Below are 25,494 nucleotides of genomic sequence, written 5' to 3' on the forward strand. Positions count from 1 at the left end.
CGTTCACGACGTTGGCTTCGCAGAACGGCAATCAATATCGCGCCGTGTTCACCAACAGCGTCGGCAGTGCGACCACGACGGCAGCGACGTTGACCGTCACGGCCGGCCCGCAGATCACCCAGAACCCGACCAGTCAAACGGTCAACGCCGGACAGACGGCGACATTCACGGCAGCCGCTTCGGGTTCGCCGACACCGACGGTGCAATGGCAATTCAGCACCGACGGCGGCGCGACGTTCCAGAACGTTGCCGGAGCGACGACGACGACATTGACCGTGCCGAACGTATCGGTCGGCCAGAACGGCCAGAAGTTTCGCGCCGTGTTCACCAACAGCTCCGGCAGCGCGACGACGACCGCGGCGACCCTAACGGTGAACTACGCGCCGACGATCACGACGAATCCGACCAGCCAGTCGGTATCAGCTGGCAGTTCTGTCTTGTTCACTGCCGCAGCGAACGGCAATCCGACGCCGACCGTGCAGTGGCAGCAGAGCACCGACGGCGGTGCGACGTTCCAGAGCGTTGCCGGGGCGACGAGTACGGCGCTGTCGTTCACGACGTTGGCATCGCAGAACGGCAATCAGTACCGCGCCGTGTTCACCAACAGCGTCGGCAGTGCGACGACAACGGCGGCAACGTTGACGGTAGCGAGCACCATGCTGCAAAGCTCTCTCAATCCCTCGATGTTCGGACAGAGCGTTACGTTCACGGCGACGATTTCCGGGCAGAATCCAACCGGCTCCGTCACCTTCACTTCGGGCGCGTTGACGCTGTGCACGACCGTAGCGCTGACCGGCAGCATGGCAAGCTGCGTGACGACCGCATTGCCGGTCGGATCGGATTCGGTGACGGCGGCCTATTCGGGCGATGCCAACAATGCGCCGTCTCAGTCGCCGGCGTTTACTCAGACAGTGAACATCAAGACCACGACAGTTTCTCTCGTGGTCGCGCCCGATCACATAGCCCTCGGCCAATCGGTAACGATCACGGCAACGGTAGCCGGCGATCCGCCTACCGGAACGGTGAGCTTCACGGACAACGGCAACGTGCTGCCATGTTCGCCGGTTACCTTGGTCCCGGGGGCCACCAGTTCGACGGCTGTTTGCACAACCGTTCCCTCTGGAATGGGAACGCACTCGATCGCAGCCACCTACAGCGGCGATGGCAACTTCGCGGCAGCAACTTCATCGGTCGTAGCCCTGGTTGTCGGCGCAGATGCCACTCCCGCGCCAACGCTCGATCGCTGGGCGCTGCTCATGCTGGTCGGACTACTTAGCGCAACGGTATTCGTGCGACTGCGCAAGGTATAGCGGTCGCCCAGGAAGGTGCCGCTTTCGTACGATTGCTCTGGGTCGATTCCAGACGACCGCGTTCGGCCAAAAGCAGGCATTGGCTTTCATAAAAAAAGTACATGGAACGACAATGTGACGGCGGCGATGCTGCTTGCATTGGCTGCCAAAATTGAATATGATGATCATCATATGCAAAAGACAACCGTTAGATCGAAAGAAGCCACCCACGACCGCATCGTCGATGCCGCCGCACGTGCTATTCGCCGCAGTGGGTATAACGGCACTGGCGTCGCCGACATCATGAAGGATGCCGGCCTGACGCATGGTGGCTTCTACGCCCATTTCTCGTCGCGCGAGGCGATGCTCGCCGAAGCTGCCGACCGCGCTGGCGGCGAAAGCGTCGCAATGATGGAGCGCATTGCCGCGATCTCATCACCCCAACAGGTACTGCAGACGATGATGGAAGCGTATCTCTCCGACGCACACCTCGAAGAGATTGAAACTGGCTGCGCTGTGGCCGCACTTGGTTCAGAGATGCCGCGCCAAGCGCCAGAAGTGAGACGCGCCGCCACACGCCGCATCAAGGAGATGATTGACCTTGTGGCCCGCCAATCGCCCGACTGGGGGCGGCCAAGCGCGCACGAGCGCGCCCTTTTCATCGTTTCGGCGATGGTTGGCACACTGATGCTGGCACGCGCTGTGGACGATCCAAAGCTTTCCGATGCTCTGCGCGGTGCAGCACTGAAATACCTCGCCCCGTAATGCAGTGGCCGACATCACTCAGCACGGGCCAAACTTCGATCATAAATATGATGATCATCATAAATTTCTTTACTAACTAAAGGCATTCCCATGAATTCACCAAAACGCATCGCGCTCGTTACGGGCGCCTCATCAGGCATTGGCGAAGCCACCGCGAAGCGGCTCGCCAGGGCGGGCTACAAGGTCTACGGCACCAGCAGACGTGGCGCGCAGCCGGGCCAACGCGATTTCCAAATGTTGCCGCTCGACGTGACCAGTGATGAGTCGGTCGAGGCCGCCGTGAGCCAACTCATTCGAGCGGAGGGTCGTATCGATCTACTTGTGAACAATGCCGGCTTCGGCGTTGCGCCTGCCGGAGCGGAAGAAAGTTCGATCGAGCAGGCTAAAGCGATCTTCGAAACCAACTTCTTCGGGCTTGTCCGCATGACCCGCGCCGTCGTACCGCATATGCGACGCCAAGGCAGCGGCCGCATCATCAACATCGGCTCGGTGCTGGGTTTTCTGCCGATGCCTTATGGAGCGCTCTATTCCTCGACCAAGCACGCGGTTGAAGGCTATTCGGAATCGCTCGATCACGAGTTGCGCACGCGAGGCATCCGCGTCTGCATCATCGAGCCTGCGTATACGAAGACGCAGTTTGATGCGAACTTTCTGGCCCCCGATTCGACGCTGGACGAGTATCGCGAAGTTCGCGCGCTCCTGGACAGCGTGCTCAAGAAGGTGATGGCGACTGCCGACGAGCCGGCCGTCGTGGCTGATGTCGTGCTGGAAGCTGCCATGGCAGTGAGGCCAAAACTCCGCTACGCGGCGGGCGGACTTGCGAAGCGCCTGCGGCTGCTGCGCAGACTTGCACCGCATGGATTGGTGGATGGCGGCATTCGCAAGGACCTGCGGCTCGATACGTTGCCGGCGTTGGGTTCTCGCACCTTGGCTCTTGGGAAGAAGCCCGGGTCAACCACTCAGGCAAACAGGAGAGCAACATGAAAGCACTCACATTCAAACGCTATGGCAAGGCGCCCGAGATCGGGTTCGCCGATGTTTCCCGTCCGGCGCTGAAGTCCGACGAAATGCTGGTTCAGGTCCACGCGGCAGGCCTCAACCCGATCGACAATATGATTCCGACCGGAACCTTCAAGCCCGTCCTACGGTTTCAACTGCCGGCCACGCTGGGCAGCGATCTGGCCGGTGTAGTGACCGAGGTCGGCAGTCGCGTGACTCGCTTCAAGCCAGGCGATGCAGTCTTCGCCAGCATCTTCGACCTTGGCACGGGCTCAATCGCCGAGTTCGCGGTGGTACCGGAGAGCGTTGCCGCGCTCAAGCCGACTAATCTGGACTTTGTGCAGGCAGCCTCGATCCCGATGGTCGGACTTACTTCGTGGCAAGCGCTGAAGGAGCGCGTCAATCTTCTCTCTGGCCAGAAGGTATTCATTCCTGCAGGGTCCGGCGGTATTGGCACGTTCGCGATCCAGCTGGCAAAGCACCTGGGTGCGAAGGTGGGAACCACCACCAGCAAGGGTAACGTCGAATTGGTGCGCAGCCTTGGCGCAGATGAAGTGGTCGACTACAAGAAGGAAGAATTCGAGAAAGTGTTGCGCGGCTACGATGCGGTGCTCGGCACCGTCAGGGGCGACGCGATTGAGAAATCCATCGGCATCCTCAAGCCGGGAAGCATGATCGTCTCTATCATCGGGCCGCTGGACGCAGCGTTCGCTCACGCTCGACGATTGAACTTCATTCTCGCGTTCGTGTTCAGACTGATGAGCCGCAAGATCATGCGCCTTGCGAGAAAGCGGAAAGTCGCCTACTCATTTCTCTTCGTGCGCCCAGATGGCAATCAACTCGCCGAAATCGGCCAACTCCTCAAGGCGGGACACATTCAGCCAGTGATCGACAAGGTGTTTCCGTTCGAACAAGCCAAAGATGCACTCGCGTACCTCGCCCAAGGGCGTTCCAGGGGCAAGGTTGTCGTCAAGGTGAGATAGCTTTAATCAAAATTGGCGTCAGCGATTTGTCTACTACGAGCTGCCTGCACGATCTTTTCTCGATTGCTGCCGGTCGCGAAGGACCGGTTAGGGTCGATGGCCGTCCTCCCCAAGCCGCTATAGGCTTGCAAATCATTTGTTCATAAGCTGGCGACAAGGAGTACTTCGCGCTCGAAGAAGCTCTTCTGTCGCGAGCATCTGCCGGACGAATCAAGGCAAAGTGACGATCGCGGCAAGGCCACCACCCTGCCGATTGGAAAGTTGCAGGCTGCCGCCAATGGCTCGCGTCAATTGCGTAGCGATGGCGAGGCCCAAACCGGCGCCGCCGGTGTCGCGGTTGCGCGAACCTTCCACTCGATAGAACGGTTGCAGCACTTGATCCAACTGATCCTCGGGAATGCCCGGCCCTCGATCGCACACGGCGATACACAGCGCGCCTTCCTCGCTGCGTCGGGAGCTGACTTCGGCCGAGCCGCCGTATTTGACGGCGTTGTCGATCAAGTTGCCTAGCACACGCCGCAGCGCCTGTGCGCGAACCAGGGTCGCGCCGCCGACGGATTCGGCCAAGGTGACGGCTTTGCCGACGTCCTGGTAGTCGAACACGAGGCTTTCCAGGAAGGCCTTCACATCCATGCGTACCGGTGTCTCAGCACCACCGTGCGCGCTGCGTGCGTAGGCGACGCCCTCGCGTACCAGATGCTCCATCTCGTGCAGGTCGCGCAGAATCTTCTCGCGCTCTTCGCCTTCATCCAAGGACTCCGCGCGCAGGCGCATGCGCGTAATCGGCGTCTGCAAGTCGTGCGAGATCGAGGCGAGAATGTGCAGGCGCTCCTTGAGATGGCGCGCGATACGTTCCCGCATCAGGTTGAAAGCGACGGCGGCTTGGGCCACTTCGACGGGACCTGCTTCGCTCATGCGCGGGCCGTCCGCGGTCGGCGTCATCGCTTCCGAAGCTCGGGCAAGTTGCGCCAGGGGGCGCACGACCAATCGCACTGCGAGCCAGGTGCAGGCGAGCAGCAGGACCAACTGCAAGGCCAGTACGATCGGCAGCCACTGCGCGACCGGCGGCACGCCTCGCGGCGCGACTTCCAGCGTGAGCGACGAACCGTCGTGCAAGGTGAAATGCACTTGATAGCGCTCCGGGGCCATCGAGATTGTTTCTGCCTGCACGTGATAGTCCGGGCCGACCTCCGCTTCAATCCGGCGCGCGACCTCGCGCGACCGCTCCGTCGCCAGCGGCGTACCCGGCTGGCCCTGCCCGAGCAGGAAACGATAATTGTCGCGCTGCAGCCGCCCCAGCCAGTCGGCGCGCTCGGCGGCGGGCAGACGATCCAGCACGGCAACGGAAGTGCCGACTTCGTGCTCGACCGTGTTGAGCATGGTCGTCGTGGCGCTGTCGTAGCGCTCGTAGAACATCAGCGCAAAAGAGAGCCCCTGGGCCAGCATCAGGCCGACGAGGATGATCAGGTAGACGCGCGACGCCATGCTGCGTGGCAGCCAGCGCTCCGGCGTGAGGAATGCCGAGCGACTCACGCGGCATCCCCGTGCACGCTGATCGGCATGCTGAACACATAGCCTTCGCTGCGCACGGTCTTTATGTACGACTGATCCTTGGCGTTGTCTTCAAGGCGAGTGCGCAAGCGGCTCACCAGAAGATCGATGGAGCGATCGAAAAGCTCCGCATCCCTGCCCTGGGTCAAGTTGAGCAGTTGGTCGCGAGAAAGCACGCGTTGCGGATGATCCAGGAATACGCGCAGCAGTCGAAACTCCGCGCCGCTCAGCGGCACGATGGTGCCGCTCTCGTCGAGCAGATGGCGTGCGGTGGTATCCAGGCGCCAACGTCCGAACGACACGGTGTCGATGGTTTCGGTGATGCGCAGATTCGGCGGCAGCATGCGCGTGCGGCGAATCACCGCCTTGATGCGTGCGAGCAGTTCGCGCGGCGAGAACGGCTTCACCACATAGTCGTCCGCGCCCATCTCCAGGCCGATGATGCGATCGGTTTCGTCGTCGCGCGCGGTCAGCAGCAGGATCGGCAGCGCGTGATGTTTGCCGGCTCGCAAGGTGCGGCACAGCACCAGGCCGTCGTCGCCGGGCATCATGATGTCGAGCACGACGAGGTCGAACGCCGAAGTCTCCAGTTGCGCGAACATGTCGCGGCCATCGACGGCCGCGCTGGCGCGCAGGCCGTTCTTTCGCAGGTAATCCACGACACCCATGCGGATGTCGCGGTCGTCATCGACGACGAGGATGTTGTCGATGTGATCTGTATTCATGAAGTCCCAAGCTCGTGTTGTCGTTACGTGTTCTGCGATTTGTCGAGCAACTGGCGGATGCGTTGTTCGGTGCCGTCGTAGTTCCCCTCGCCGACATGGCGGTATACCACCCGACCGTTCTGGTCGATAAGGTAGACCGCCGGCCAGTAGCGATTTCCGTAGGCATTCCAGATGCGATAGCTATTATCCACTGCCACCGGCCAGGTGATCCCATATTTGTCGATCGCTTCACGAAGCGCCGCGGGATCGCGCTCCTCGTCGTACTCGGGCGTATGCACGCCGACGACCACAAGTCCCTTGCCGGCGTATTTCTCGTAAAGCGCTTTGGTGTGCGGCAGCACGTGCAGGCAATTGATGCATTCGCGTGTCCAGAACTCCACCAGCACCACCTTGCCGCGAAGGCCGTCCAGGGTCAGTGGAGGCGAATTGAGCCAGTGATCCGCGCCGGCGAAATCGGGAGCCGGCGCACCCGCGGCGGGTTCCTCGGTGCCGGCAACGGTCCGGGCATCGGGCCGGAAAACAAACAGGGCCGTGCTCAAGGCGGCCAGGGCGGCGGCAATTCGAAGGGATGTCATGGGTGGTCTGCCTGCTGTGATGAAGTGGTAGCGCACGATGCGCCGCCGTGTCACGCATTGAACATCCGGGACTTATCTCGAACGTGTCCGCTTTGGCGGGCTTTTGTATCTGTTTGTATCGACGGGCCCTCACGGCGAGTTTTGTATCGAAACGTATCAGGCCCCGCTCGCTACACATTTCGATGCCTTTCGACGTTCCCCCGGACACAACCGGGATACGCCGCCGCGGTTTCCTATGCGCACCGGCCAATGCCTCGCTGAGAGGCGGCCACTTACTCCAACAGGAAACCGATCATGTCCATTCTCTACACCGGCAAGACCTTCACCACCGGCGGCCGCAACGGCCAATCGCGCAGCGACGACAACCGCCTCGACATCAAGCTGTCGGTCCCCGGTTCCAATGGCGCCGGCACCAATCCGGAACAACTGTTCGCCGCAGGCTGGTCTGCCTGCTTCATCGGTGCTATTGGACGCGCGGCGCAGGAGATCGGCATCAAGCTGCCTGCAGATACCTCGGTCGCCGCGGAAGTCGATCTGGGTTCCGACCCCGAGGAAGGCTTCTTCCTGCAAGCGCGTCTCAACGTCAGCCTGCCCGGAATCGAACCGGCCCTCACCCAGTCTCTCATCGACCGCGCCCATCAGATCTGCCCGTATTCGAAGGCAACGCGCGGAAACATCAAGGCTGTCGTGGCCGCGCTGTAAGCCACCCTGCCCGCCCTGCACATACTCAAGGAGATCACCATGAAACGTACGTACTCAGCACTTGCCGCCACGTTCGCCCTTAGCTTCGCCGCCATAACTGCCACCGCACACGCTGAAGACAAGCCGACTCAACCATCCACGTCGCCGGTTGCGACGTCTGTCCCCTGGGGAGCGCTGAAGCATATCCATGCCGACGTATTGGATGTCGCTTACGCCGAGATGGGGCCGGCTAAGGGCCCGGTGGTGATTCTTCTGCATGGATGGCCATACGACATCCACAGCTATGCAGAGGTCGCCCCGGCGCTGGCGGCGAAGGGCTATCGAGTGCTTGTCCCGTATGCGCGCGGGTACGGCGAGACCCGCTTCCTGTCGGACAGCACCGTGCGCAACGGCGAACCCGCCGCGCTGGCCAAGGACGTTATCGACTTCATGGATGCACTGCACATCGAGCAAGCCGAGCTGGCCGGCTTCGATTGGGGCGCGCGCTCGGCGGACATCGTCGCCACGCTGCGGCCGGAACGGGTGAAAGCATTGGTTACCGTGAGCGGCTATCTGATCGGCAGCCAGGAATCCGGTGCGACGCCGCTGTCGCCCAAGGCCGAGCTGCAGTGGTGGTATCAGTACTACTTCGCCACCGAGCGCGGTCGCATCGGTTACGACAAATACCGTCACGACTTTGCCAAGCTGATTTGGCAGTTGGCTTCGCCGAAGTGGAACTTCGACGACGCCACTTTCGAGCGCAGCGCCGCTGCCCTGGACAACCCCGATCAAGTCGCCATCGCGATCCACAACTATCGCTGGCGGTTGGACTTGGCCAAGGGCGAAGAAAAATACGAGGCTACAGAAAAGCGATTGGCGCAATTCCCGACCATCTCGGTGCCGACGATCGCCCTGGAGGGCGACGCCAATGGCGCACCCCATCCGCAGCCCGAGGCGTATGCCAGCAAGTTCACCGGCAAGTACCAGTTCCGGCTGATCCCCGGCGGCATCGGCCACAACCTGCCCGAAGAAGCCCCGCAGGCGTTCACCCAAGCGGTAATCGATGCCGACCGTCTTTGATGCGGACCGCACCTTGCAACGCCACGGACGATTTCCAGCCCCGCCGGAAATCATCCCGCTATCGAACCTATCCCCACTAAGAAATTTTCACCGACTCAACGAACGAGGAGATGCATATGAAAACGTCAATCATCGGAACCGCGATCCTACTGGTCATCGGCAGCGCCCTGGCATCGCAAGCAGCACAGGCGCAGCCGCTGCAAGGAACGCATCGCAAGGAGCTGTCCCGCCACGCCATCAGCATTCCCGGCTACGAGGAAATTCAACTGCGGGTCGACATCGATCCAGGCAAGACCGCGCCCAATCATAAGCACCCCGGCGAGGAAATCATCTACGTCATCGAGGGCACCATCGAGTATGGCCTCGAAGGCAAGCCGCCGGTGACGCTCACGGCGGGCGATGTCTTGTTTGTTCCGGCCGGTGTCGTGCACAGCGCGAAGAACGTCGGGAGAACCAATGCGGCGGAACTGGGAACCTACATCGTTCCCATCGGAAAGCCGCTGGTCGAATTGGTGAAGTGAATTCCTTCTCATTCCGGCCGAATCTCACTTCATTGAGCCGGCCGCCGCAAAACCTCAGGAGATACGAGATGAAGAAAATGTTCGCAGTTTTATCGTTGGCAATCGGCGTGTTAGTGAATGCCAGTGCGTTCGCTCAGGAGCCATCGCACAAACCCGTCGTCGTGCTGGTGCACGGCGCGTTCGCCGATGCGTCGAGTTGGAACGGGGTCGTCAAGATCTTGCAGAAGGACGGTTACTTCGTCATCGCCGCGGCAAATCCGCTGCGCGGCGTGAAGAGCGACGGCAGCTATATCGGCAGCCTCGTCGCCGATCTGAAGAGTCCTGTGGTATTGGTCGGGCATTCCTATGGCGGCAACGTCATTACCGAGGCGGCCAACGATCGCTCGAACGTCAAGGCATTGGTCTACGTGAGCGCGTTCGCTCCCGACTCGGGCGAGAGCGTCGCCGAATTGGCGGGCAAGTTCCCCGGCGGCACGCTGGGCCAGGCGCTTGCCCCGCCGGCCGGACTCGCCGACGGCGGCAAGGATCTGTATATCCTCCAGGACAAATTCCATGATCAGTTCGCGGCAGATGTCCCTGCCCCTCAGGCAGCGCTGATGGCGGCGACGCAGCGACCGATCGCGGAGGCGGCACTCAACGAGAAATCGGGCGCCGCCGCCTGGAAGGCCATCCCATCCTGGTTCATCTACGGCGATGCGGACAAGAACATCCCGCCGGCGGCAATGGCGTTCATGGCCAAACGAGCTCCCGCCAAGGATACGGTGGTCGTCAAAGGCGCCTCGCACGTGGTGATGGTGTCTCACCCCGATGCCGTGGCAAAGCTGATAGAGAAGGCGGCGTCCGTCAAATAGTTGACAGCCCCGTAGATTGTCGGCAATGGAGAGCCTTTCTCCACCTCGCTTTCTAAGCCTGTCCGTTCCTGGGCGGGCTTAGAAAGCACTTTCGATCCGACCTACCGTGCCCAAGCACAAGCCTCGATAGCGGACATCTGTGACTGGCGGTTTTGGGTCGCTTCCGGACGTCCAACTTCGGCCAAAAGTAGCCTCAGACTGCGAAGACGTTGGCACGTAGGGATCCGCGGCCCGGCTCATCGTATAGGCAGAAAAACCACCTGCACCACCTTTCCACTAGTCGTCTAGATATGATGGCAACAGCAGCGATTTGGACCCTCAGTGAAGGCGCGGGCATGGAGATATTGCCCTAGGGGGTAGGGGTCACTAATCAGCTTTGCTTTGCGAATCGACGAAATCAGCCCAATCCTGCATCATTTTCCTGCGCTCCACTAAGTACGATGCTTGGTTATAACTCGCCCGGACTTTGTTGGGCTCCTTGTGAGCAAGCTGCCGCTCGATCAGATCGTCTCGATATCCCATTTCGTTGAGAATGGTCGATGCCGTCGCGCGGAATCCATGCGCTGAGAATTTTCCTGCGTACCCCATCCTCTCCAAAAACCTATTCAATGTGGTTGGCGACATGATGCGGCTGTCATCGCGCTGGTTTGGGAATAAGTACGGAACACCGCGAGACAAGGCTTGTCTCTCTTTGAGCAAAGCTACGACTTGAGTTGAAAGTGGAACGAAGTGTGGCTCGCGCATCTTCACCCGTTCCGCGGGGATTCTCCATTCGCTACGGTCGAGATCGAATTCTTCCCAACGCGCACCGCGGAGCTCACCTGGCCGTACGAAGGTGTACAGCAACAATTTGATGGCAGTTCGAACATCGCGCGTGCCACCGCAGTTTTCGAGTTTCTCGACGAGTTCAGAAACCTCAATTGGCTTGAGCGCGGTCTTGTGCTTCACCTTGTTCCGAATGATCGCCCCCCTGAGTGCAGCTGCATGGTCAATTTCTGCTCGCAACGTCGCGATTGCATAGCGGAAGATTGCCGAGCACCACTGCCGAATCAACACCGCAACAGTCGTTGCTTCGCGATCCGCAACCGCCGTCACAATAGACAAGAGCTGATGGGCGGTAACTTCTTTGATAGGTAGCTTCCCAATGACCGGGAAGACGTCACCGCCTAGGATGGCCTCAACTTGGCCTAAGTAATACGGCGACCATCTTTTTCGATGCTTGCCGATCCATTCCTGCGCTATAGCTTGGAAGGTATTTCGACTGCTAACTATCGCCGCGGTCCTCCGGCCACTTCTCACCTGCGCCGGATGCTTGCCTTCGCCAACGAACTTCTTGGCACTGTCCCTACCTTCACGTGCCTTCAGCAGGCCGACAGCGGGATAGGCGCCAATAGCAAACATGTTTTCGACCCCGCCCATCTCATATCGGTATCGCCAATGCCTGGCGCCGCTGGGCATTACGAGCAGATGGAGCCCGCCCCCGTCAGCCAGTTTGTAGGGTCGATCACGCGGCCTTGCGCCGCGCACCTGGGCATCAGTAAGCCGGTTGAGCATCGCTTTCGCCATCTGGCCGCGAGGTGGTCATTTTAGCAATTTTGTACCCGGTTTTGTACCCGGTTTCGGCGCGGCTGTTGGCGAACTGTGACGAACGCTCGCGAACTTTGAATTTCGTAACTTATTGATTTTTGATGAATATTTTTCGATAATTTGAACGGTAGCGAACGATAACGAACGGCTATGTTAGTTGTCGATCATCAAAATCATCGCGGCGACCCTTGGCACGGCGGATGGGTAACAGCACCGTTGCTGCATATGCACATATTAGCGGTTCGCCCGACTCATGGCGACGAGCCGGCTACAGCCCACCCACCGCCTGCGCCACCGCACGGAACAACGCGCGACATTTGTTCATCGTTTCCTTCCACTCGAGCTCTGGCACCGAATCGGCGACGACGCCGCCGGCGGCCTGCACGTGGAGCTGGCCGTCCTGCACGATCGCGGTGCGGATCGCGATGGCGAGGTCGGCCTCGTCGTGCCAGTTCCAGTAGCCGATCGCGCCGCCGTAGACGCCACGCTTGACGGTTTCGAGTTCGGCGATCACTTCCATCGCGCGCACCTTCGGCGCGCCGGTCAGCGTGCCCGCTGGGAACGTCGCGCGGAACACGTCCATGAAGCTCAAACCCTGCTTCAGCTTGCCGACGACTTCGGAGACGATGTGCATGACGTGCGAGTAGCGCTCGACGACCATGTTCGCGGTCAGTTCGACCGTGCCGGTCTCGGCGATGCGACCGACGTCGTTGCGGCCGAGGTCGATCAGCATCAGGTGCTCGGCGCGCTCCTTCGGATCGGCGAGCAGTTCGGCTTCCATCGCCGCGTCTTCTTCGGGCGTGTGTCCACGCCGGCGCGTGCCGGCGATCGGACGCAGCACGGCCTGGCCGGCCTGTGCGCGCACGAGGATCTCGGACGAGGAGCCGATGATCTGCTCGCTGCCGAGGTCGATGAAATACATGTACGGCGACGGATTGAGCGCACGCAGCGCGCGATACACGTCGAGCGGACGCGAACGGAACGGCACGCTGAGCCGCTGGCTGATCTGCACCTGGAACACGTCGCCCGCGTAGACGTACTCCTTGGCCTTCTCGACCGCGGCGAGATAATCGTCCTTCGGAAAACTCGACACGAAATGCGATTCGTCGATCGCCTTGGGATCGACGATGTCGGGATAAGCCGCGCTGGTCGAGCGCAGGCGATGTACGAGCGCATCGAGCCGGCGCTGCGCGCGCGCATACGCGCGAGGCTCGGACGGATCGGCATTGACGATCAGATAGAGCTTGCCTTTCAAGTTGTCGAACACGGCAAGTTCTTCGGCGAGCATCAAACAGATATCGGGCATGCCGAGCTTGTCCGGTTTCGCATCGGCTTTGACCTTGTGTTCGATGTAGCTTGCGCATTCGTAGCCGAAGTAGCCGACGAGGCCGCCGGCGAATTTCGGCAGGCCCTCAATGCGTGGCACCTTGTACTGTGCTTTGATCTGCGCGATTTCGGCGAGCGGATCGGCGACCTCGCGCTCGTCGACCGTCTCGCCTTCCTCGCTGATGGTCAGGCGATGGCCGTAGACACGGATCACGCGCCGCGCCGGCAGACCGATGATCGAATAACGTCCCCAGCGCGCGCCGCCCTCGACCGATTCGAACAGATAGGCGTAAGGCCCATCGGCGAGCTTGAGATACACCGACAGCGGCGTGTCGAGATCGGACAGCACCTCGCGCACCAGCGGAATGCGGTTGTAGCCCTGCGCAGCGAGTGCGGCGAATTCGGCGGGAGAGATCACGGGTCAGAACGGCAACGGAAGGGTTGCCGAAGATAGCAAGCTATGCTGCTTTGCGCCAATCAGCTGGCGAATGCTGCGTGCGTCTGGCGGAAACAGAGACTCAGTCTCTGCATACGCACGCAGTGCCCGCCACGGAGACTATTTCGTCGACGGATCGATCAGCGGAACCTGCGATGCATTCCTGCGTGCTTCTTCCGGCACTTTCAGTGCCTGTACCGCGCCGACGGTAACGCGCCCGGTGATTCTCGCGATCAGTTCGTCGCGGTCCTTGTCCAGGTGACCATAGTAGGTCGAACCTGCTTCGCCCGATGAGCCATTGCCTCCGGCACCGATGACATACACGGTCAAATTGCCGACGGGATGGCCGAGGTGCGAGCCCGTCGCCGTCAATTTCTCCTGCTCGAATCGCCGCAGCGCTCGCGGCAGGGCCACGGCATCACCATATTTCTCGTCGAGTTGCTTGAACAACTCGCCAGCCTGCCGCTTTTCTTCCTCACTGAGGCTCGCATAGGCCACCTGCAGTGCGCGCATCGCGAGATCATCGTGCGCCTCTGCCGCGATGCCGAGCCAGGCGACGCCGCGTATGCGGTCGACGGCAAGGCCGATGCCGTTGTAGTACATGAGACCGGTGTTGTACTGCGCGATCTTGTTCGCCCAGAATCCGGCGAGCTCGAACAGGCGCAAGGCTTCGCCATAGTCCCTCTTGTTCAAGTAAAACTGCGCCTTGTACTGAAAGTACTTTCCGGGAAAGAAGTTGCCGGCTGGATCGTTGGTGGCAAACGCCGCGGCATCCATGCCGGACATGTGCGCCGGCGTGCCTGACTGTTGACTGGCTACCGCCGGTGCACCGAACCCCGACAGTAACGCGATGGTCAGCGCGCCCAACCCATTCTGATCATGTGCATGCGAACCTCCTCGGGATGCCGCGTCCCATCTGGACGCGCATCCGGGGAACATCGTCGCAGTGCGTCGGCGATCGCTCAACCCATCCCGCCCATGAGCGGGCGCCGCGGCATCCCGCGCAATTCAAGCGAGAACTCGACGCCGGAGCCGTCGGCGAGATTGCGCGCCGTCGCAACGCCGCGATGCAATTCGGCAATCAGGCGCACGATCGAAAGGCCGAGGCCGAGATGCGGGGGCTCGGCCGGTGCGCCGTTGACGACGGTGGCCTTCTGCACCGTGGACGGGCGCACGCTGACCAGCGAGTCGAACAAGCGGTCCGCCATCGTCGGTGGCAGCGGCGGCCCCTGGTTGGCGACGCTGACGATTGCGCCGTCGCCGTTCGCGCGCAGGGAGATGCGGATCCAGCCATCCTCGGGGGTGAAGCTGCGCGCGTTGTCGATCAGCTTGTCGAGCGCCTGTGCGATCAGCTCGGGTGCACCGTGCATCAGCAGCGGCGACGCGGGCAGGTCGGCTTCGATGCGCCGCGGCGCAAGCAGCGGCCGGTAGGCTTCGACACAGCCGCGCACGACCGCGCTGAGATCGAACTCCTCGGCGTCGACGCCATGGATCGCGCGGTCCATGCGGCTCGCTTCGCTCATCGCGCGCACGATCGCACCGAGGCGCTCGGCGCCGCTACGCGCGCGCACGAGATAGGTGCGCGCATCCGTCGACACCGACTGCTGATCGAGGTTGTCGAGCGAGGATTTGACAATCGCGAGCGGCGTCTGCAACTCGTGCGAGAGCTTGGAGGCGAGCGTGCGCAGATAGTCGGTGTACGCGGTCACCTCGTCGAGCAGATGGGCGAAGCTGCGTGCGAGGTCGCCGAGCTCGTCCTTCGCCCCGAGCAGCGGCAACGGAACCTGTCGGTCCGCGTTGCGCTCCACTCGCCCGCTCGCATGCTTGGCGCGTTCAACCGCGTCGCGCAGGCGGCGGATGCGCACGCCGAGCACACCGGCGAAGGCGAACAGCACGGCCCCTGCGAACAGCAGCGCACCGATGCTTGCGCCGATCAGGATCAGCAGCGCGCGGTTGGTCAACAGCGGCAGCGCATCGCCCGACTGTTCGAGCAGCAACGCGCCGCGCACCTCGTTGTTGTCTTTCAACGGCACAGCGGCGGCGAGCACGACGCTGCTGCCCTGGTTGGGCGCCGGATGCCAGGCGGTCGCGGCCACGCCGGACAATGCCTGCCAGATCTCGGGTGAGGACAGACGCGGCAGGTTGGTGGCGAAATCCTGCGCGCGCGTCATGTCGGGCGCGATCAGGCTGCGGTAGATCAGGTTCTCGAACCAGCGCCGCAACGCCGGCGTCGACGATTTCGACGACAGCGCCGCAAGCTGGCCCGACTCGGCAACGACCCAGCCTTCGGCGCTGAGCACGCGCACGCGCATGCCGTCGGGGGCGAACTGGGCCAGGTCGGAGGAGATGTCGGGCGAGCGTAGCAGCAGCGGGCGCAATTCGATGTGCGCGTTGTTCGGCGCGCCGGCATCGAACTCGTTGAGCGTGAGCGAGTCGGGCATCTGCGCGCGCGGCAGGCGCAGCTCGACGCGATAGCCGTCGGCGTCTTCCCGCCAGGAGCCGCCGAGCACCTGCGGCAGCGAATCGCCTTCGCCGTCGAGCACGCGCGCATCGAATCTTCCCGGCGCCGCGCTCGCGATCAAATAACGGCGCAAGTCGTTGTCGTGCGCCAGGCTCAAGGTCAGATGATCGCGCAGCAGCGCATTCTCGTCGCTCGCGTCCGCGCGCGTGCGCGTCGCGTCGCGCACCTGCGCGAGCAGGTAGAGAAAGTCGCCGTCCGCGCAGAGCAGGAGCTTCGCTTTCTGCGCGTCATCGGCGGGGCCGATGTTCTGCGCATACGGCATCAGCTGGTTCCAGTCGTCTGCATAACCGTCGATGCGCATGCCGCCCGCACAGGAATGCACATAGAACGCCTGCCCTGCCGGCGGCAGCGCCGTCTTCAACGCGGCGAGGCTGCGCGCGAGCGCCTTGGCCGACGCAGTCAGCGTCTGCTCCTGACCCTGGCGCAACAACTCCTCCATCTGCCGCACGATCAGCCAGCCCGCCAGCGGCAGGGCCAGCGTGGAGAGGGCGAGCAGCAGGAGTTTGAAGCGCAGCGACATACCGAGAGGATTGCACAAGCCAAAGATAAATCGAATGCCGGCTACGCCGGCATGGCTTTATGTTGGCCGCCAGCGATAGCCCGCTCCGTGCACGGTCTCGATCGAATCGAACGCCTCGTCGATTGCGAGGAATTTCTTGCGGATGCGCTTGATGTGCGAAGTGATCGTCGCGTCGTCGACGACGACCTGCGCCTCGCGCATCAGCTGGTCCCGATTTTTCACATGCCCCGGGAAGCGCACGAGCGTGTGGATCATCCAGAACTCGGTCACCGTCAGCGGCACCTCGTGGTTGTTCCAGGTCACGCGCATGCGCTCGGCTTCGAGCTTGAGCGGGCCGTGTTCGACCACGGTCTCCTTCGACGCGGGCTTGTTCAGTGCATCGATGCGGCGGAACAGGGCGCTGATGCGCGCGGCGAGATGATGCAGGCTGACGTCCTTGGTCAAATAGTCATCGGCGCCGAGGCGCAAGCCCGAGATCACGTCGAAGTCCGAATCGCGCGCGGTCAGGAACAGGATCGGCAGCGTCGGCGACTGCGCGCGCAGCTCGCGGCACAATTCGAAGCCCCCTTCGGGTTCGTCGCCGAGGCCAACGTCGATGATGACGAGTTCGGGCAGGCGCTGCGCGAATGCGCGGCTCGCGTCGGGCCGCGTGGAATAGCCGTGCGTCGTGTAACCGAAGCGGTTGAGCGCCTCGACGTAGTTGGCGCGGATCGCGGGTTCGTCTTCGACGATGGCGATGTTGCGGCCCATGGCGTGGTCCTGCGGATGAGATGCGCGCAGCTTACGCAAGGCGCCGGGCGCGCGGCAATGGCGGCGGCGCATTTGTCATCGTTGCGCCAGATTTGGTCTCGTCGGCGCCGCAAACGGCGCAGCGGGCATTCAGTCGGGTCGCCGATTCTAGGCTTGCGCCAAGCGGGCGCCCCATGAACGACACCGATGAAAGCCGATCGTCCCAACCCCAACCTCGAACTGAACCAGGCCGAGCCGTTCCGCGTCGCCTTTGCCCTGTTTGCGCTCGTGCTGGGAGCCATCGCCGCCCTGCAGCTCTGAGTTTCCGCGCCGCGCCGAAGCGTCTTGTGCCCGGTGCCATGCTTCGGCGCGGCTTTCTTGAACGGACTGGCTAGAATGCGTATCCCTTCCCGGCCCACGCGTTCCGTCCGATGCGTCACGACTACATCCTCACCCTGTCCTGCCCGGACCGTACCGGCATCGTCTATCGCGTCAGCGCGCTGCTGTTCGAGTCAGCCTGCAACATCCTCGATGCGCAACAGTTCGGCGACGAGGAAACCGAGCGCTTTTTCCTGCGTATTCATTTCGACGTGCCGGCCAGCCTGGACATCGCCACGCTTGAAAGCCGAGTCGCCGCGCTCGCGCAAGAATTCGCTATGGACTGGCAGATCCACGATGCACGCAAGCGCGCGCGCCTGCTGTTGCTCGTGAGCAAGCACGGCCACTGCCTCAACGATCTGTTGTTCCGCGTGCGCAGCGGCCAGTTGCCGGTCGACATCGCGGCGGTGGCGTCGAACCACGAGGATTTCGCCGAACTCGCCGCATCGCATCGGGTGCCGTTCCGCTACCTGCCGGTGAGCAACGCAACGCGCGACGCGCAGGAAGCCTCCATCGTCGAACTCGTCGACAAGGAGTGCATCGATCTCGTCGTGCTCGCGCGCTACATGCAGATTCTTTCGCCGCGGCTTTGCGCGGCGCTTGCCGGCCGCGCGATCAACATCCACCACAGCTTCCTGCCGAGCTTCAAGGGCGCGAGGCCCTACCACCAGGCGCATCAGCGCGGAGTGAAGGTGATCGGCGCGACAGCGCACTACGTGACGAGCGATCTCGACGAAGGGCCGATCATCGAACAGGACGTCGCCCGCGTCGACCACGGCGCGACGCCGCGCGATCTCGTGCGCATCGGCAGCGACGTCGAATCGCTCGTGCTCGCGCGCGCGGTGCGCTGGCACGTCGAGCATCGCGTGCTGTTGAACGGGCACCGCACGGTCGTGTTCCGCTGAGCGGACAGATGACCCACCGTGCGCGGGATCAACCGATCGCGGCGAACATCTTCGTGACGATCTCGCGATAGTCCTTGTGACCGAAGATCGCCGAGCCGGCGACGAAGGTGTCGGCACCGGCCTTGGCGATTTCGGCGATGTTGTCGGCCTTGACGCCGCCGTCGATCTCGAGGCGGATCGGGCGACCGCTGCGGTCGATGCGCTCGCGCACTTCACGCAGCTTGGTCAGCGCGGACGAAATGAAGCTCTGCCCGCCGAAGCCGGGATTGACGCTCATCAACAGGATCAAATCGATCTTGTCCATCACGTAGTCGAGATACGCCAGCGGCGTGGCCGGATTGAACACGAGGCCGGCGGTGCAACCGCTGTCGTGGATCAGGCCGATCGTGCGGTCGATGTGCTCGCTCGCCTCGGGATGGAAGCTGATGTTGGTCGCGCCGGCCTTGGCGAAGTCGGGCACGATGCGATCGACCGGCTTGACCATGAGGTGCACGTCGATCGGCGCGGTGACGCCGTGCTTGCGCAGCGCCTCGCAGACCAGCGGGCCGATCGTCAGGTTCGGCACGTAATGGTTGTCCATCACGTCGAAGTGCACCCACTGCGCGCCGGCGGCGAGCACGTTGTCGACTTCCTCGCCGAGCTTGGCGAAATTCGCGGACAGGATCGAAGGCGCGATGACGGGGGACTGTTTCATCGGAGTGCTCTGCGATGCGGGGCAAACAGTTTACATGCGCATCGCGGCGATTCCGACGGCGCTCCAAAGGTGTGACAAAACGCCGCCCCGGAATCCGCAGATCCTAGCGCCTGCGTTCAATCTGAATCTGCTCGTAGGCCGCGTTGATGTCGCGCGCGCGCTCCTCGGCGCGGCGCTTGAGCTCGTCGGGCACATTGCCGAGCTTGTCCGGATGGTGCTGGCTCATCAGCTTGCGATAGGCGCGCTTGACCTCGGCATCGCTCGCCTTGCGATCGAGGCCGAGCACGGCATACGGATCCTTGATCCGCGCGGAATTCGCACTGCCGCCGCGCGCGCGATCGCCGCGATGCGCGTTGACGTACTCCTCCCAGTTGTCCGGCGCGACGTAGGCGTAACCCTTCATCACCGCGATGCCGATCAGCTGGCGCTCGTCGACGCCGAGCGCGGCGCAGAGCTTGCGCACGATGACGAGCTTGGCCGGCGCGAGCGGGCCGTCGGCGCAGACGATGTCGAGCAGCAGGTCGATCAGGATGAAGGCGCGGTCGCGGTGCCCGTGCGTCCACGCGCGCAGCTGCACGATCGCGTTCGTCGTCGAGTAACCCGGCTGCTTGCCGGCGTTGAACTGGTCGACCGCGACGTTGCGCAATTCGGAGGAGAGCTGCAGGCGCGCCATGAGCTGCTCGGTCGCGGCGATCTCGGCCTCGGACACGCGTCCGTCGGATTTCGCGATCGCCCCGGCGAGGCCGAACAGCGGCGCGACGAACGACAGCGGCGCCGCATCGATCGTGCCGCCGAAACTGCCCACGCTGCGGTCGAAGATGTGCCCGAGCACGACGCAGACGACGATCGCGAGCGGGTTGTGGAACACGCCGACGCCGATCGCGAAGCCGATCAGCTTGCCCCAGATGTTCATGCGTGCAGCCGCGGACCGAGGCGCATCGGCGCCGGCGCGGCGCCGGAAAAGGAGAGAATCATCGATCGTCGCGGAACCCTGTCGAACGCGAATTCTAGCCGAACCCCGCGATCCACGATGAACAGACGGTTACAATTCGCGCCTTCGCTCACGCTTCGAGGTCGCCGTGCCCACCACGCTCCTGCAATCCGACCTGCCCGGTCTCGATTTGATCCATCGCGGCAAGGTGCGCGATGTCTACGCACTGTCCGCGCGCGAGCTGCTGATCGTCGCCAGCGATCGCCTCTCCGCTTTCGACGTGATCCTGCCCGACCCGATTCCGGGCAAGGGCGAGATGCTCTGCCAGATCTCGAACTTCTGGTTCGCGAAAACCGCGCCCCTGGTGCCTAACCATCTGACCGGCAAGGATGTCGCCTCGGTGCTGCCAGCCGGCGTCGATGCGCGTTTGTATGCCAGGCGCAGCGTGATCACGAAACGCCTGAAGCCCGTGCCGGTCGAAGCGATCGCGCGCGGCTATCTGATCGGCTCGGGCTGGAAGGACTACCAGGCCACCGGTTCGCTCTGCGGCATCAAACTCCCGGCCGGCTTGCGCCAGGCGGAAAAGCTTCCCGCACCGATCTTCACACCGTCGACCAAGGCCGCGATCGGCGACCACGACGAGAACATCGGCTTCGACCAGGTCGTCGCCACGATCGGCGGCGACCTCGCCGAGCAGGTGCGCGAGGCGACGTTGAAAATCTATACTTTTGCCGCCGAATACGCCGCCGCACGGGGCATCCTCATCGCCGACACCAAGTTCGAATTCGGCACCGACGAGGACGGCAAGCTCTACGTCATGGACGAGATGCTGACGCCCGATTCCTCGCGCTTCTGGCCGGCCGACGAGTACCGCGTCGGCATCAGCCCGCCGAGCTACGACAAACAGTTCGTGCGCGACTATCTCGAGACGCTGGACTGGAACAAGACCGCGCCGGGCCCGAAAGTGCCACAATCGGTCATCGACGGAACCGCGGCGAAATACGCCGAAGCTTTGAAACGGCTTGCCGGCATCGAACTGGACTGATCGCCACGCGGTGCTTGTCGCCTGCAAATCGATGTGATATTTGTATACCCATGACCTCCATCCGCCAGAGCTATTACTTTTGGTATTACGGCATTCCCAAGCCGCTGGCGGAGGAAGGGGCGCGATCGATCTGAACAACGATCCGCAAACGAAACACCCTCGAAAACCGCCGGCCACCCCGGCGGTTTTTTCATGGCCACCGGGGAAAGTCCAAAGAAAACCTACCCCCGAGACCCTCCCAGGAAATCCGCCATGACCACGACCCACCACACCGACGACCTGCGCATTGCCGAACTGCGCGAACTTTCCACGCCTGCCCAGGTGATCGCCGAATTCCCGCTCGACGAGGCGGCCGAAGACACCGTGTCCAAATCGCGCGCGGCAGTGCACGCCGTCCTCGACGGCACCGACGACCGCCTCGTCGTCGTCGTCGGTCCGTGCTCGATCCACGACACGCAGGCGGCGATGGACTACGCCCAGCGCCTGGTCAAGGAACGCGCGCGCCACGCCGGCGAGCTCGAAATCGTCATGCGTGTCTATTTTGAGAAACCGCGCACCACGGTCGGCTGGAAAGGCCTGATCAACGATCCCGATCTCGACGGCAGCTTCCACATCGACAAGGGCCTGCGCCTCGCTCGTGGGCTGTTGCGCGACATCAACGCGCTCGGCCTGCCGGCCGGCTGCGAATTCCTCGACATGATCACGCCGCAGTACATCGCCGACCTCGTCGCGTGGGGAGCCATCGGCGCGCGCACGACCGAGAGCCAAGTGCATCGCGAACTCGCCTCCGGCCTGTCCTGCCCGGTCGGCTTCAAGAACGGCACCGACGGCAACGTCAAGATCGCGGTCGACGCGGTGCTGTCCGCGGCGAGCCCGCACCATTTCATGGCGGTGACGAAGGACGGTCGCACCGCGATCGCCGCCACGCGCGGCAATCGCGACTGCCACGTCATCCTGCGCGGCGGCAAGACGCCGAACTACGATGCCGCGAGCGTCGATGCGGCCTGCGCGGCGATCGCCAAGGCCGGCCTCAACGATCGTGTGATGATCGACGCGAGCCACGCCAATTCATCGAAGAATCCAGAGAACCAGCCGAAAGTCATCGACGACATCGCCAGCCAGATCGACGCGGGCGAAACGCGCATCCTCGGCGCGATGATCGAAAGCCATCTCGCCGCCGGCCGCCAGGATCTCGTCGAAGGCCAGTCGCTGCGCTATGGTCAGAGCATCACCGACGGCTGCATCGACTGGGACACGACCGTGCGCACGCTCGACCGCCTCGCCCAGGCCGTGCGCACGCGGCGCGCGCGCATGGAGGTCAAGTCGGCGGCGTAGAAGTGCTAAATTGGCAACCATGTCGACGGTGTACTACGACTACCTGCAAACCCCGATCGGCCGCCTCATGCTCGCGGCCGACGGCAAGGGCCTGCGCCATGTCGACTTCGAGAACGGCAAGTATCCAGTCGTGATGGGCGAGGATTGGGAACGTGGGCCCGGTGTGCTGCACGAGGCGCGCACGCAGCTCAAGGCCTATTTCGCCGGCAAGCTCACCGAGTTCGACCTGCCGCTCGCGCCGCAAGGCACCGATTTCCAGCAACAGGTCTGGCTGGCACTGCTCGAAATTCCCTACGGCGTGACGACGAGCTATGGCGAGATCGCGCGTGCGCTCGGCGACGTCAATGCGACGCGCGCGGTCGGCGCGGCGAACGGGCGCAACCCGTTGCCGATCATCGTGCCCTGCCATCGCGTCATCGGCGCCAACGGCAGCCTGACCGGCTTCGGCGGCGGCCTGCCGACGAAGCGCTGGCTGCTCGATCATGAACAGCGGCACAGTGCGTTCACGCTGACGCCGTAAACGAGCTGACCGCGACGCGTGCTATTGCTCGTCACGCCATCATCGACGATGCCGACTCGAATCGCATGAATCGCCATGCCATATCCCTGATTCTCTGCCTGCTGCTCACGCAGCTGTCCGCGTGCACCGCTTACCAGGCCTACCGCAAATGCGGCTTCGCCGGTTGCCCGGGCGACAGGGAGATCGCTGCGCAAATCGAATCCGCATTGCGCGCGACGCCAGGAATCAGTTTTTGGGACATCCAGGTGCAGTCGCTCGATCACGTCGTCTATCTGTACGGCCTTGTCGACACCGACCCCGAACGCGCACGCATCGAAGAAGTCGCGTCACGCGTCTCCGGCGGCCTGAAAATCGTGAATTCGATCGCCGTGCGCGCCAGCATAGGCCGCTGAAGCGCGGCGCACGCACGCAAGGGATCGGACTTTGCTCAAGCCTTGCGTGCGCTTCGGAGCGCCAGCGAGGCACTCTTCGCCCGCGCCGGGCCCGTCGAACCACGAACCTTGATTTCGTAGGAAATGCGCACCGTCTGCGCTGCCTCAGGATCGCGGATCGAGAGCAGCACCTGCTCGGTGGCGATGCGTCCCATCTCGCGGCAGGGCTGGTGCACCGTGGTCAGGCTCGGCCACACCTGCACCGAGGCCGGCGTGTCGTCGAAGCCGCAGATCGACAGGTCGCGCGGAATCGACAGTCCGCGCTCGAACGCCTCGTGCATCGCACCGCAGGCCGAGTCGTCGTTGGCGGCGAAGATCGCGGTCGGCGGATCGCGCAGGCCGAGCAGTTGCCTTGCCGCTACGATGCCGGAGTCGAACGTGAAATCACCTTCGACGACGAGGGTTTCGTCGTAGGCTATGCCCGCCTTGCGCAGGCCATCGCGGTAGCCCGCGAGTCGCCACGCACGCGCGCCGTGGCCTGCGCGCCCGGCGATGTGACCGATGCGGCGATGGCCGAGCGCGGCGAGATGCTCAACCATCTCGGCCGCCGCCCTGCGTTCGTCGAGGCCGACGCCGATGCGTGCATGCGTCGAGCGCGCCGAAATCGCCGAATAGCGGGCATTCAATTCGTCGAGGCGGCGCAATATCTTGAGATCGTCGCCGATCGGCGGCGCGAGCACGAGTGCGTCGGGGCGGAACTGGGCGACGAATTCCTCGATCGCCGCGACCGGATCGGCGGCCAGGTCGAGCGGACGCAACATCGCGTTGTACTGCGTGTTCTCGCAGGCCAGCAGCACGCCGACGATGAGTTCCATGACGTAGCTCGAGCCCGCGTGCGGGTTGTCGAACAGCAGCGCAACGAGGTACGAGCGGTTGCCGGCGAGGCTGCGCGCGGACGGATTCGGCCGGTAGTTGAGTTCGCGCGCCGCCGCCTCGACGCGCGCGCGCGCCTTCTCGCTCACGTTCGGCTCGCGGTTGAACACGCGCGATACGGTCTTGGTGGAAACGCCGGCCTTCAGCGCAACGTCTTCGATTCGGGCGGGCATGCAGCGTCTTCCGGCAATCCCTGGGTTGAGTGATAGCGTTGTCATCCTACCGCAAGAGCATCGCGTTCCGCGCAGATCGCCTCGACCAGCGCGCGATGATCAGGCAGGTCGTTCACCGCATGCGTGCCAAGCGCGCGGATCATCTCGAACTCGCGGCGCGCGGCGTCGACTTGCGTGTACGCCGCGCGCGCAGGCTCGAGGTCGGTACGAAATTCCATGCCATAGAGGATGTACTGCCAGCTCGCCGGCAGGAACATTTCGATGTCGCTGAGGAAGTCGAGCCGGTGCGGCGGCCGGCTGCGCCACATCGCGAGGCGGTCTTGAAGCGTATCGGGCACGCTTGCCGGGGCGGTGTTGTCGATCCAGAACGCCGAGTCGCGACGCTGGCTCAAGGCATAATGCATTTTGATGAAGTCGAAGATGCGCTCGTAGCGTGCCGACATCGATTCGTTGAACAACTTGGCGACACGCGTCATCTCGCCGTCGCGTGGCAACAGGTGCGCGATCAGGTAAGCGGCGATTTCGATCAGGCCGATGCCGGTCGATTCGAGCGGCTCGACAAAGCCCGCGGAGAGTCCCACCGCGACGCAATTCTTCACCCACTGCGCGGGGCGATGGCCCGCTTCGAACTTGAGCAAGCGCGCGCTCAATCCCTGTGCGGCCGGACCGATGTAATCGCGCAGCACCTGCTCGGCACGCGCGTCATCTGTGTGACGTGTCGAGTAGACGTAGCCGACTCCGCGGCGCGCGTGCAGGCCGATGTCCCAGGTCCAGCCCGCTTCGTGCGCGGTCGAGATCGTGTACGAGGGTATCGGCGCGTCGGCGCGCGCATACGGCACCTGGATTGCGACCGCGCGGTCGACGAACAGCGTGTCCTTCGCGCTGCGGAACGAAGAACCGAGCGCGCGGCCGATCAGCGCCGCGCGGAAACCGGTGCAGTCGACGTACAGGTCCGCTTCGAGCGCGCCGGCCTCGCGCGTGTGCACGCGCGCGATCGCGCCGTGTTCGTCGAGATCGACGTTGTCGACCGTCGCGATCGTGTGCTGCACACCGAGGCTGCGCCCGTGTTC

The 25,494-nt window shown here is 63.1% G+C and carries 25 protein-coding genes; 13 read left to right on the forward strand and 12 right to left on the reverse strand.

What is annotated here, in order from left to right:
* The 4 genes from VF497_RS04170 to VF497_RS04185 form a co-directional block, all read left to right on the forward strand.
* Nucleotides 1–1,310: Ig-like domain repeat protein (locus tag VF497_RS04170; protein ID WP_330886381.1), on the forward strand; the 1,310-nt coding region annotated here is incomplete at its 5' end.
* A gap of 114 nt (nucleotides 1,311–1,424) precedes the next feature.
* Nucleotides 1,425–2,054: a TetR/AcrR family transcriptional regulator gene (locus tag VF497_RS04175; protein ID WP_330886382.1), complete on the forward strand. Its 630-nt coding sequence runs from the start codon at nucleotides 1,425–1,427 to the stop codon at nucleotides 2,052–2,054.
* 90 nt (nucleotides 2,055–2,144) lie between these two features.
* The gene (locus tag VF497_RS04180; protein WP_330886383.1) at nucleotides 2,145–3,038 is read left to right on the forward strand and encodes an oxidoreductase; all 894 of its coding nucleotides are present in this window, start codon (nucleotides 2,145–2,147) and stop codon (nucleotides 3,036–3,038) included.
* Complete coding sequence (locus VF497_RS04185) at nucleotides 3,035–4,036, forward strand: NADP-dependent oxidoreductase (RefSeq protein WP_330886384.1); 1,002 nt, start codon at nucleotides 3,035–3,037, stop codon at nucleotides 4,034–4,036. Before VF497_RS04180 ends, VF497_RS04185 begins: the two co-directional genes overlap by 4 nt.
* Before the next feature lie 210 nt (nucleotides 4,037–4,246).
* On the opposite strand, the gene VF497_RS04190 is transcribed toward VF497_RS04185, so the two are convergent.
* Genes VF497_RS04190 through VF497_RS04200 form a run of 3 tightly spaced genes read right to left on the reverse strand, consistent with a single transcriptional unit; the run spans nucleotide 4,247 to nucleotide 6,887 of the window.
* Complete coding sequence (locus tag VF497_RS04190) at nucleotides 4,247–5,569, reverse strand: HAMP domain-containing sensor histidine kinase (RefSeq protein ID WP_330886385.1); 1,323 nt, start codon at nucleotides 5,567–5,569, stop codon at nucleotides 4,247–4,249.
* Nucleotides 5,566–6,312, reverse strand: a complete 747-nt coding sequence (locus VF497_RS04195) for a response regulator (RefSeq protein WP_330886386.1) — start codon at nucleotides 6,310–6,312, stop codon at nucleotides 5,566–5,568. The genes VF497_RS04190 and VF497_RS04195 overlap by 4 nt, the downstream gene beginning before the upstream one ends.
* A gap of 23 nt (nucleotides 6,313–6,335) precedes the next feature.
* Complete coding sequence (locus VF497_RS04200) at nucleotides 6,336–6,887, reverse strand: redoxin family protein (protein WP_330886387.1); 552 nt, start codon at nucleotides 6,885–6,887, stop codon at nucleotides 6,336–6,338.
* 294 nt (nucleotides 6,888–7,181) lie between these two features.
* Between VF497_RS04200 and VF497_RS04205 the strand changes: the two genes are divergently transcribed.
* From VF497_RS04205 to VF497_RS04220, 4 genes are all read left to right on the forward strand, one after another.
* On the forward strand, nucleotides 7,182–7,589 hold the full coding sequence (locus VF497_RS04205) for an organic hydroperoxide resistance protein (protein ID WP_330886388.1): 408 nt from the start codon (nucleotides 7,182–7,184) through the stop codon (nucleotides 7,587–7,589).
* Between the two features lie 39 nt (nucleotides 7,590–7,628).
* Nucleotides 7,629–8,648, forward strand: a complete 1,020-nt coding sequence (locus VF497_RS04210; protein ID WP_330886389.1) for an alpha/beta hydrolase — start codon at nucleotides 7,629–7,631, stop codon at nucleotides 8,646–8,648.
* Nucleotides 8,649–8,764: 116 nt separating this feature from the next.
* The gene (locus VF497_RS04215; protein ID WP_330886390.1) at nucleotides 8,765–9,169 is read left to right on the forward strand and encodes a cupin domain-containing protein; all 405 of its coding nucleotides are present in this window, start codon (nucleotides 8,765–8,767) and stop codon (nucleotides 9,167–9,169) included.
* Nucleotides 9,170–9,237: 68 nt separating this feature from the next.
* On the forward strand, nucleotides 9,238–10,020 hold the full coding sequence (locus VF497_RS04220; protein WP_330886391.1) for an alpha/beta hydrolase: 783 nt from the start codon (nucleotides 9,238–9,240) through the stop codon (nucleotides 10,018–10,020).
* 366 nt (nucleotides 10,021–10,386) lie between these two features.
* Here VF497_RS04220 and VF497_RS04225 read toward each other — a convergent pair whose 3' ends face one another.
* The 5 genes from VF497_RS04225 to pdsR all read right to left on the reverse strand — a co-directional run bounded on the left by VF497_RS04225 (nucleotide 10,387) and on the right by pdsR (nucleotide 17,160).
* Nucleotides 10,387–11,586, reverse strand: a complete 1,200-nt coding sequence (locus VF497_RS04225) for a tyrosine-type recombinase/integrase (protein ID WP_330886392.1) — start codon at nucleotides 11,584–11,586, stop codon at nucleotides 10,387–10,389.
* Between the two features lie 289 nt (nucleotides 11,587–11,875).
* Nucleotides 11,876–13,351, reverse strand: a complete 1,476-nt coding sequence (gene trpE / locus VF497_RS04230; RefSeq protein ID WP_330886393.1) for an anthranilate synthase component I — start codon at nucleotides 13,349–13,351, stop codon at nucleotides 11,876–11,878.
* 138 nt (nucleotides 13,352–13,489) lie between these two features.
* Nucleotides 13,490–14,155 carry a hypothetical protein gene (locus tag VF497_RS04235; RefSeq protein WP_330886394.1) on the reverse strand — a complete coding sequence of 222 codons (666 nt, stop codon included), beginning with the start codon at nucleotides 14,153–14,155 and terminating at the stop codon, nucleotides 13,490–13,492.
* 176 nt (nucleotides 14,156–14,331) lie between these two features.
* Nucleotides 14,332–16,410, reverse strand: coding sequence for an ATP-binding protein (locus VF497_RS04240; protein ID WP_330886395.1), 2,079 nt, complete (start codon nucleotides 16,408–16,410; stop codon nucleotides 14,332–14,334).
* Between the two features lie 57 nt (nucleotides 16,411–16,467).
* Nucleotides 16,468–17,160, reverse strand: coding sequence for a proteobacterial dedicated sortase system response regulator (pdsR, locus tag VF497_RS04245; RefSeq protein ID WP_330886396.1), 693 nt, complete (start codon nucleotides 17,158–17,160; stop codon nucleotides 16,468–16,470).
* Nucleotides 17,161–17,570: 410 nt separating this feature from the next.
* On the opposite strand from pdsR, the gene purU reads away from it, so the two are divergent.
* Nucleotides 17,571–18,422, forward strand: coding sequence for a formyltetrahydrofolate deformylase (gene purU, locus VF497_RS04250; protein WP_330886397.1), 852 nt, complete (start codon nucleotides 17,571–17,573; stop codon nucleotides 18,420–18,422).
* A gap of 28 nt (nucleotides 18,423–18,450) precedes the next feature.
* On the opposite strand, the gene rpe is transcribed toward purU, so the two are convergent.
* A complete protein-coding gene (gene rpe, locus VF497_RS04255; protein ID WP_330886398.1) occupies nucleotides 18,451–19,116 on the reverse strand; it encodes a ribulose-phosphate 3-epimerase in 666 nt (221 codons plus the stop codon).
* 103 nt (nucleotides 19,117–19,219) lie between these two features.
* Nucleotides 19,220–20,029 carry a co-chaperone DjlA gene (gene djlA, locus VF497_RS04260; protein ID WP_330886399.1) on the reverse strand — a complete coding sequence of 270 codons (810 nt, stop codon included), beginning with the start codon at nucleotides 20,027–20,029 and terminating at the stop codon, nucleotides 19,220–19,222.
* A gap of 166 nt (nucleotides 20,030–20,195) precedes the next feature.
* On the opposite strand from djlA, the gene VF497_RS04265 reads away from it, so the two are divergent.
* From VF497_RS04265 to VF497_RS04280, 4 genes are all read left to right on the forward strand, one after another.
* Complete coding sequence (locus tag VF497_RS04265) at nucleotides 20,196–21,092, forward strand: phosphoribosylaminoimidazolesuccinocarboxamide synthase (protein ID WP_330886400.1); 897 nt, start codon at nucleotides 20,196–20,198, stop codon at nucleotides 21,090–21,092.
* Between the two features lie 252 nt (nucleotides 21,093–21,344).
* A complete protein-coding gene (locus tag VF497_RS04270; protein WP_330886401.1) occupies nucleotides 21,345–22,427 on the forward strand; it encodes a 3-deoxy-7-phosphoheptulonate synthase in 1,083 nt (360 codons plus the stop codon).
* A 19-nt stretch (nucleotides 22,428–22,446) separates the two neighbouring features.
* Nucleotides 22,447–22,947, forward strand: a complete 501-nt coding sequence (locus tag VF497_RS04275; protein WP_330886402.1) for a methylated-DNA--[protein]-cysteine S-methyltransferase — start codon at nucleotides 22,447–22,449, stop codon at nucleotides 22,945–22,947.
* 65 nt (nucleotides 22,948–23,012) lie between these two features.
* The gene (locus tag VF497_RS04280) at nucleotides 23,013–23,339 is read left to right on the forward strand and encodes a BON domain-containing protein (protein WP_330886403.1); all 327 of its coding nucleotides are present in this window, start codon (nucleotides 23,013–23,015) and stop codon (nucleotides 23,337–23,339) included.
* Between the two features lie 35 nt (nucleotides 23,340–23,374).
* On the opposite strand, the gene VF497_RS04285 is transcribed toward VF497_RS04280, so the two are convergent.
* Nucleotides 23,375–24,424 (reverse strand): LacI family DNA-binding transcriptional regulator, encoded by a 1,050-nt coding sequence (locus VF497_RS04285; protein ID WP_330886404.1) that lies wholly within the window; start codon nucleotides 24,422–24,424, stop codon nucleotides 23,375–23,377.
* 41 nt (nucleotides 24,425–24,465) lie between these two features.
* Nucleotides 24,466–25,494, reverse strand: a 1,029-nt coding sequence (locus tag VF497_RS04290) for a tryptophan 7-halogenase (protein ID WP_330886405.1), incomplete at its 5' end; no start/stop codon positions are given.

This window comes from Rudaea sp., assembly GCF_036383415.1.
GTDB lineage: Bacteria > Pseudomonadota > Gammaproteobacteria > Xanthomonadales > Rhodanobacteraceae > Rudaea.

Excerpts from the sequence above, each read along its gene's own strand:
- VF497_RS04180 (WP_330886383.1), top strand. The coding sequence starts at position 2,145 with ATGAATTCACCAAAACGCATCGCGCTCGTTACGGGCGCCTCATCAGGC.
- VF497_RS04185 (WP_330886384.1), top strand. The coding sequence starts at position 3,035 with ATGAAAGCACTCACATTCAAACGCTATGGCAAGGCGCCCGAGATCGGG.
- VF497_RS04195 (WP_330886386.1), bottom strand. The coding sequence starts at position 6,312 with ATGAATACAGATCACATCGACAACATCCTCGTCGTCGATGACGACCGC.
- VF497_RS04200 (WP_330886387.1), bottom strand. The coding sequence starts at position 6,887 with ATGACATCCCTTCGAATTGCCGCCGCCCTGGCCGCCTTGAGCACGGCC.
- VF497_RS04205 (WP_330886388.1), top strand. The coding sequence starts at position 7,182 with ATGTCCATTCTCTACACCGGCAAGACCTTCACCACCGGCGGCCGCAAC.
- VF497_RS04210 (WP_330886389.1), top strand. The coding sequence starts at position 7,629 with ATGAAACGTACGTACTCAGCACTTGCCGCCACGTTCGCCCTTAGCTTC.
- VF497_RS04215 (WP_330886390.1), top strand. The coding sequence starts at position 8,765 with ATGAAAACGTCAATCATCGGAACCGCGATCCTACTGGTCATCGGCAGC.
- VF497_RS04220 (WP_330886391.1), top strand. The coding sequence starts at position 9,238 with ATGAAGAAAATGTTCGCAGTTTTATCGTTGGCAATCGGCGTGTTAGTG.
- VF497_RS04225 (WP_330886392.1), bottom strand. The coding sequence starts at position 11,586 with ATGGCGAAAGCGATGCTCAACCGGCTTACTGATGCCCAGGTGCGCGGC.
- VF497_RS04235 (WP_330886394.1), bottom strand. The coding sequence starts at position 14,155 with ATGTCCGGCATGGATGCCGCGGCGTTTGCCACCAACGATCCAGCCGGC.
- VF497_RS04240 (WP_330886395.1), bottom strand. The coding sequence starts at position 16,410 with ATGTCGCTGCGCTTCAAACTCCTGCTGCTCGCCCTCTCCACGCTGGCC.
- pdsR (WP_330886396.1), bottom strand. The coding sequence starts at position 17,160 with ATGGGCCGCAACATCGCCATCGTCGAAGACGAACCCGCGATCCGCGCC.
- purU (WP_330886397.1), top strand. The coding sequence starts at position 17,571 with ATGCGTCACGACTACATCCTCACCCTGTCCTGCCCGGACCGTACCGGC.
- rpe (WP_330886398.1), bottom strand. The coding sequence starts at position 19,116 with ATGAAACAGTCCCCCGTCATCGCGCCTTCGATCCTGTCCGCGAATTTC.
- djlA (WP_330886399.1), bottom strand. The coding sequence starts at position 20,029 with ATGAACATCTGGGGCAAGCTGATCGGCTTCGCGATCGGCGTCGGCGTG.
- VF497_RS04270 (WP_330886401.1), top strand. The coding sequence starts at position 21,345 with ATGACCACGACCCACCACACCGACGACCTGCGCATTGCCGAACTGCGC.
- VF497_RS04275 (WP_330886402.1), top strand. The coding sequence starts at position 22,447 with ATGTCGACGGTGTACTACGACTACCTGCAAACCCCGATCGGCCGCCTC.
- VF497_RS04280 (WP_330886403.1), top strand. The coding sequence starts at position 23,013 with ATGAATCGCCATGCCATATCCCTGATTCTCTGCCTGCTGCTCACGCAG.
- VF497_RS04285 (WP_330886404.1), bottom strand. The coding sequence starts at position 24,424 with ATGCCCGCCCGAATCGAAGACGTTGCGCTGAAGGCCGGCGTTTCCACC.